We start from the raw sequence: 2539 nt of genomic DNA on the forward strand, positions 1-2539 counted from the left end.
AAAAAAAAGGTTGTTGCTTAAATATCTCATCTGAGACTCTATTTACATATTGCACATCTATTGTGTCTATTTTACTTATCAGACCCGCTAGTTTAGAAGTTTCGTTATAATCGTTTTCTGTAAAACTTAATTTATTCATAATCACATTTTCGTATTAGTTTTATTGTAACCAACGCAAGTAAGTACTCTTGTATGGTCTAGATCTTATTCTACCAAGTCGGCAATGAGTTTCTTGTAATTGTGAGGGAATAAATCAGAGATGTTTTTGTGATTTATCGATTGAATATTTTCCAGTGTATACTTGAGCCATTCGGACGGATTTACTTGGTGTTTTTTGCAATTAGCAAAAAAGGTATATGCCATAGCTGCTCTTTGTGCAGCATCGTGTGATCCCGCGAAAAGATAGTTCTTTCTCCCTAAAGAAATCGGGCGTAGAGCGTTCTCCACGAGATTATTATCTATTTTTAGATTTCCGTCATATAAATAAGCTGATAGGTTGTCCCATCTGTTCTGAGAATAAGCTAGTGCTTTTCCTATTTGACTCTTGGGTAAGGTCAGTTTCATTTGAGTAAACATCCATTTACCAAGTTCATTAATAACAGGCAAGCTTTCTTTTAGTCGCAGCTCTTTAATTTGTTCTGAATTCAGTTTGCTCTCTTTAGCTCTGCGTTCTATAGCATATAGCTTTTGAATTTCTAATAATACATACTCAGCTCTTTGCTTGTCATTATCAAGAGATCTTTCAAATTCGCGACGCGCATGAGCCCAACATCCTAAATGAGTAACCGTTGTCTTTTTTCCATAGGCTTTGTATCCCGCATACCCATCGGTTTGCAGATATCCCTTGAAGTTCTCCAATATAGGTAGGGCAGCACTACTACTTCTAGTAGGGCTGTAATTAAACATCACGAGCTTGGATATAGGTGCATGATATACCCAATAATAACCAAGATGTGATTTGTCTTTCTTTTTCTCATCCAAGACTTTGATGGTGGTTTCATCCACTTGAAGGTAACCTTCGTTTTTGATATCCATCACCAATTTTTCGTATAATGGTTTTAGAGCATCCATTGCTTGAGCTACCCAACCATCTATAGTAGATGAAGCTATGTTGATACTTTCTCTTAAGAAAATCTGCCTCTGACGATATAACGGAAGATGATCAACGTATTTAAACACAAGTAATATTGCTAGAAGTCTTTCTGAAGGGATGCCTTTTTCGATAATTCGCTCTGGAAGATCTCCTATACAAATTTGAGGCTTGTCTTTATCTTTAGTAGCATATTTATATCGGATGTATCTTTTAATTTTAAAGTGTCCAGGAACGTAATCCAAAACATCTGTTGTTTCTTTTCCAATACAAACCTTATCCGATAAATCTCCTTCTGGGTGTATCTCTATTTCTTCTACTGGTAAATGATCTGGTAGTTTGGCTCTTCCTGGATGCTTTTTCTTTTCACGGGAATACTTAATCTCTTGTTTGATTACTACTTCTTGTTCTTCTAGAACTTCTTGTTCTACATCTAAAGGTAAAGTGGTTTGAGAAGGATCTTCAAAACGCTCGCGTTTCTGTCCAAACTGCATGCGTCTGAGTAAGTCAACTAAACGCTGTAATTCTTCCACTTTCGTTTCTAAACCCGTTACTTTGGATTCTAAACCAGTGCTTTTTGCCTCCTGCTTAAAAATTGTTTTTTCTTGCCTAGACAAGCTTTTTTCATGACGGGAAATAGTCTTTTGTGCTTTGTTTAAAAGCTCCAAAATTTCTTGTTTTGATAAGTTTTCTAGGTCCATTTCCATACCGTAAATATAAGGAAAACACCAGTATTTACAAAAGATTTACAGGTGAAATCTACAAAGAAAATCGCCTTTTTTTACTGCTTTTTATAATATGAATTCCTTCTATCATTAACACTAAATCACTCCAGCTAATTCGAAGATCATTATGATTAACCATAGCAAAAGTTCCTTCTTCTAAACGCTTGTGGTAAAGTACAAAACCACCTGCTTCCCAATGAAGGAGTTTGATCTGATTCTTTTTGCGATTAACAAAAATAAAAACTTCTCCACTATGAGCTACCCGTGCTAGTTCATTAGTTACAATACCACACAAGCCATCAAAACTTTTCCTCATATCGCAAATTTGAGGATACAGCAAGAAAGTATGAGAACTGCTCAGGCTAAACATTAATATAGGTTTACTAAGGAGAAGATTTCTTTAAGATCGGTGTTCTGAACTTTCAGTATGACACCATTGGGATAGACTATTTCATACTGACTCTTTAGATCCATACTTGGATTGGTGAGTTCAATAAAGCCACCAACTAAATCATCTTGTTCTTTACTTCTCTTAATCCAATAGCTAAAGGTGCCTAATTTGATTCCGGCTTTATCACAAAATGTCTGTTGACTAATACCGCTTTGTTTCCAAGCTTCTACTTGAGATAACATATATTCTTTTTTGTCCATCTTAATATTCTTTTGGACAAAACTACTACCTTACATCAGCCCATGAAATATGTGCTTGCTCGGGCGGATACAT

The 2539-nt window shown here is 35.6% G+C and carries 3 protein-coding genes; all 3 read right to left on the reverse strand.

From position 1 onward, the window contains the following. Positions 1–204 precede the first annotated feature (204 nt). Genes tnpC through tnpA form a run of 3 tightly spaced genes read right to left on the reverse strand, consistent with a single transcriptional unit; the run spans position 205 to position 2466 of the window. Positions 205–1797 carry an IS66 family transposase gene (gene tnpC, locus FQU23_RS16060; RefSeq protein ID WP_147674739.1) on the reverse strand — a complete coding sequence of 531 codons (1593 nt, stop codon included), beginning with the start codon at positions 1795–1797 and terminating at the stop codon, positions 205–207. 52 nt (positions 1798–1849) lie between these two features. Next, the gene (tnpB, locus tag FQU23_RS16065) at positions 1850–2185 is read right to left on the reverse strand and encodes an IS66 family insertion sequence element accessory protein TnpB (protein ID WP_147674740.1); all 336 of its coding nucleotides are present in this window, start codon (positions 2183–2185) and stop codon (positions 1850–1852) included. After that, on the reverse strand, positions 2185–2466 hold the full coding sequence (gene tnpA / locus FQU23_RS16070; protein ID WP_147674741.1) for an IS66 family insertion sequence element accessory protein TnpA: 282 nt from the start codon (positions 2464–2466) through the stop codon (positions 2185–2187). Before tnpA ends, tnpB begins: the two co-directional genes overlap by 1 nt. Between the last annotated feature and the right edge of the window lie 73 nt (positions 2467–2539).

The organism is Flavobacterium sp. XN-5 (genome assembly GCF_008033395.2).
Lineage (GTDB): Bacteria > Bacteroidota > Bacteroidia > Flavobacteriales > Flavobacteriaceae > Flavobacterium > Flavobacterium hiemivividum.

Coding starts and splice junctions, on each gene's coding strand:
- tnpC (WP_147674739.1), bottom strand. CDS start 1,797: ATGGAAATGGACCTAGAAAACTTATCAAAACAAGAAATTTTGGAGCTT.
- tnpB (WP_147674740.1), bottom strand. CDS start 2,185: ATGTTTAGCCTGAGCAGTTCTCATACTTTCTTGCTGTATCCTCAAATT.
- tnpA (WP_147674741.1), bottom strand. CDS start 2,466: ATGGACAAAAAAGAATATATGTTATCTCAAGTAGAAGCTTGGAAACAA.